Genomic DNA, 3095 nt, shown 5'->3' with positions numbered 1-3095 from the left:
GTGGGATCCACCCGGCCACCCGCAAGCCGCTGCTGGAGCCGGGCACCACTACGCCGACCTCCCGCTGCGGGGCGTGCGCCTTCCTGGTGGAACGGGTGGCCGGAGACGGCAGGGCGCGCATGAAGTGCGCCATCAAGGCCCAGCGTCGGCGAGGCCCGGACATCAAGCCGGACTTCCCGGCGTGCGTCGAGTTCCGCGCCGCCGCGTAGCGGCAACTGCCCGGCGGGGCGCAGCCGCGCCCCGCCCGCTCCCCCAACGTCAAGAGGTCCTTCATGTCGAGCGTCAACTCCACACCGGCCGTGCGCGTTCGCGCGTTTCCCCCTTCGCGCCTCCTGGGTGGGGGGCACTGATGGCGGCCGAGCTCACCCTCTCTCGCGGTGAGCCTTGCATCGGCTGCGGCGCGCAGGTCGGTACGGAGCACGCCGCCGGCTGCCGGGAGAGCCACTGCCCGCAGACCGGGCTCCCTCAGTCCATCTGCTCTGGCCGGCATGGCCACAGCGGCGGCGGCGTGTGGACCGGCCTCGTTCCCGGCGAGGGCGCCGCAGTGAGCTTCGGCTGGTTCGCCGAGCTCCGCCCCGGCGAGGGGTGGGTACCGGTTGAGCCCCGGCCCGACGCCGTGGACTACGGGTCCGACTACATGCCGGACCTCAACAGGGTCTTCTCGCAGGCCCGCTGGAGCCCCGCAGCCCAGAAGTGGGTGCCCCCGCGGCCTTCGGCGAGCTAAGGGGGGCGGGTCAAAGCGCACCACCGATCAGACATTGCTTAATTCTATGAATGTGGATAATGTGGAGGCACACCAGCGGGTGCCCGACGGGCCGGCCGCTGGTGACCGCCCACCCCAACACCCACGGGAGACCACGATGACCTCCGCCGCCAGCAAGCGAGCCGCCCAGATTCACGACCGCCTCTCCGGCCGGGCCCAGCGGGCACGGGAGGACCAGAAGAAGAAGCTGGCCGAGCACTGGGACCGGTACAAGGGCATGGACCCGGGCATCATCAGCGCGCCGGGCCTGTTCAAGGGCCTGGAGCTGCGCCAGCAACTCATCGAGATGTGGTCCGAGGTCGTCGGCCAGTGCGCGCTCAGGCACGCCTCGCTGGTCTTCCAGGACGCGATCGCCAGGGCGGAGGTGACGGTCGACAGGGGGGTGACGGGCGGCATGGGAACCCACGTGTCGAACGCCCGGCAGGAGATGTACGTCGAGGCGTGCGAGTACTTCCGCGAGGAGGCGGAGGGCATCTACAAGGCGCTGACCTGAACCCACCCGCTGTCCCATTGCTCGACCCAGACCGACCACACCCACGAACACGGAGGACGCCATGGGCGCCATCGAGAACCACACAGCCCTGATGTACGGGTACCGCCTGGGGGGTCCGGCCGACGGCTGGGCCGGACTGGCGAGCGACCTGACCTGGTACAGCGCCGAGGGTGAATCCTGGCTGATGCCCCGGGTTTCGTGGGCAACGGAGGCCATGCGCGAGGAGAACCACGGCGACTACTTCGCCGGAGCGGCCGAGGAGCGCTTGGCGGCCTTCGGACTGGGCGAACTGCTACTGCGGGCGTACTCGATCGGCCCGGACGACCAGGGCCACATCCTTGCCGCCACCGTCCGCGAGGCCGAAGGGGAGCCGCTCCCCCTGGATGTCGCGGCGATGAGCGCCACCTCGCAGTACGACGAGCCCCTGGTGCGGGCGCTGTCCGTGCTGGAGTTGCGTCCGCACGCCAGGAAGCCGGAGTGGATCATGGCGAGCTACTACGCATAGCCCACCTCACCCCAGGTTCGGAGGCTGCCGCCTGAGCTCCGACCCCGGGCGGGGTCCGCAGGCCGCAGCCCGCAGGTCCCGCCCACGACTCACTTTGAAGGGAATCATGGACGACACGAAGCCCGACCGAACGCCGCGGCCCCGAGTTCGGCGGTTCGCCCTCCCGGGTAACGGGGACCTCCCGAGCCGCCGCGCGCGCTTCACCTGGTACCTGGAAGAGGGGCGGCGGCCGCCTGCCCCCGGAACCTCCCGGGCCGAGGAGTCGAGGACGTCGGGTCGGCCCTCGGGCGCCGGCCGGCCGCAGGGGTGCGCACCGGAAGGAGACGCCTGATGGGCAAGTCCGCGCTGCGGCGAACGAAGGTGTCCGCCACCCGCAAGCGCGCCTGTCTCGACAAGCGGCCGTACACGTCGCCGGACTCGGCGCAGAAGGCCGCTGATCGGCTGGCGCGCGAGTTTCCCTGGAAGCACCCCAAGATCGCCTATGAGTGCCAGTACAGCGGCCGGAAGGCGCATTGGCACATTGGCCGCCCCTTCGATATCCCTCGGAGTCGGCGGCGCTAAACACCCTCGAAGTTGCTTAAGTCCATGAGATTATGTATTGTTCGAGTACCGCTCGGCCAGTCGCGCTCGCCCCCAATGGCCTGCTCCTGGCTCGGCGCTCTCTGCTCCTCCGCGAACGGACCACCCCGATGACTTCACGACACGTCCTGGTCTGCCTGCCCCCGCGGGCCGCCGAATCCGCCTACGCCCTCGCCGCCCGCGCACTGTGCGCTGTCGAGGAGGCCGACGACGACGACTCCGCCAGCTACCTGATCTCCGAAGGCCGGTACGTCAGCCATTTTCCGCTGGTTTCCGGAGCGCCCGTCGACGATCCTCGCCTCGTGCGGTCCGCGGCAGGAGAGCCCGGCCGGTGCGCAGGCGGCGTCCTCAGCCTCCTCGACCTCGCAGCTCTGCGGGACCAGCGTGCGGCGCAGGCGGCCGACCTCTACGACGCCTGGGCGCACGCCACCGAAGGGATGCCCCCCGCCCAGCCGTGGGCCATGTTCGCAGAGCAGTGGGGCAGCCACTCCCCCCGAGCGCACATCGCCTTCCGTGACCAGCCCCGGCTCAAGGCCCTGGCCGAGATCAAGGGCGGGCTGGGCCAGGCGGGCCCGCGGCAGCGGCGGGGGGAGGTGGCGCTGATCAGCCTGGACCGGACCGGGTTCATCGCGCGGGCACGCCGCCGGGCGGTCCCCGGCCACATACTCATCGGACTCGATTGGCGCCGAGCACGAACACCTCGGTGTCGGCCCAGACCGGGGCGGAGGCCCGGATACCGGGCAGCGCGGCGGCGG

At 71.0% G+C, this 3095-nt stretch carries 5 protein-coding genes; all 5 read left to right on the top strand.

Translation table 11 applies throughout. The annotated features are described in order from the left end of the window. A partial coding sequence (locus tag ABT093_RS40715) for a hypothetical protein (RefSeq protein ID WP_350572556.1) occupies positions 1-209 on the top strand: 209 nt, incomplete at its 5' end. A 651-nt stretch (positions 210-860) separates the two neighbouring features. Then, entirely contained in the window at positions 861-1256 is a 396-nt protein-coding gene (locus ABT093_RS40710; RefSeq protein WP_350572555.1) for a hypothetical protein, read from the top strand. Positions 1257-1317: 61 nt separating this feature from the next. Next, positions 1318-1761, top strand: a complete 444-nt coding sequence (locus ABT093_RS40705; RefSeq protein WP_350572554.1) for a hypothetical protein — start codon at positions 1318-1320, stop codon at positions 1759-1761. 330 nt (positions 1762-2091) lie between these two features. Then, positions 2092-2322 (top strand): hypothetical protein, encoded by a 231-nt coding sequence (locus ABT093_RS40700; protein WP_350572553.1) that lies wholly within the window; start codon positions 2092-2094, stop codon positions 2320-2322. Positions 2323-2450: 128 nt separating this feature from the next. Further along, the coding region (locus ABT093_RS40695) for a hypothetical protein (RefSeq protein WP_350572552.1) at positions 2451-3095 on the top strand (645 nt) is incomplete at its 3' end.

Source organism: Kitasatospora sp. NPDC002551 (assembly GCF_040296005.1).
Classification (GTDB): Bacteria; Actinomycetota; Actinomycetes; order Streptomycetales; family Streptomycetaceae; genus Kitasatospora.
Note: the sequence above shows the minus strand (reverse complement) of the source record. Positions and strands in the feature narration are given on the sequence as shown.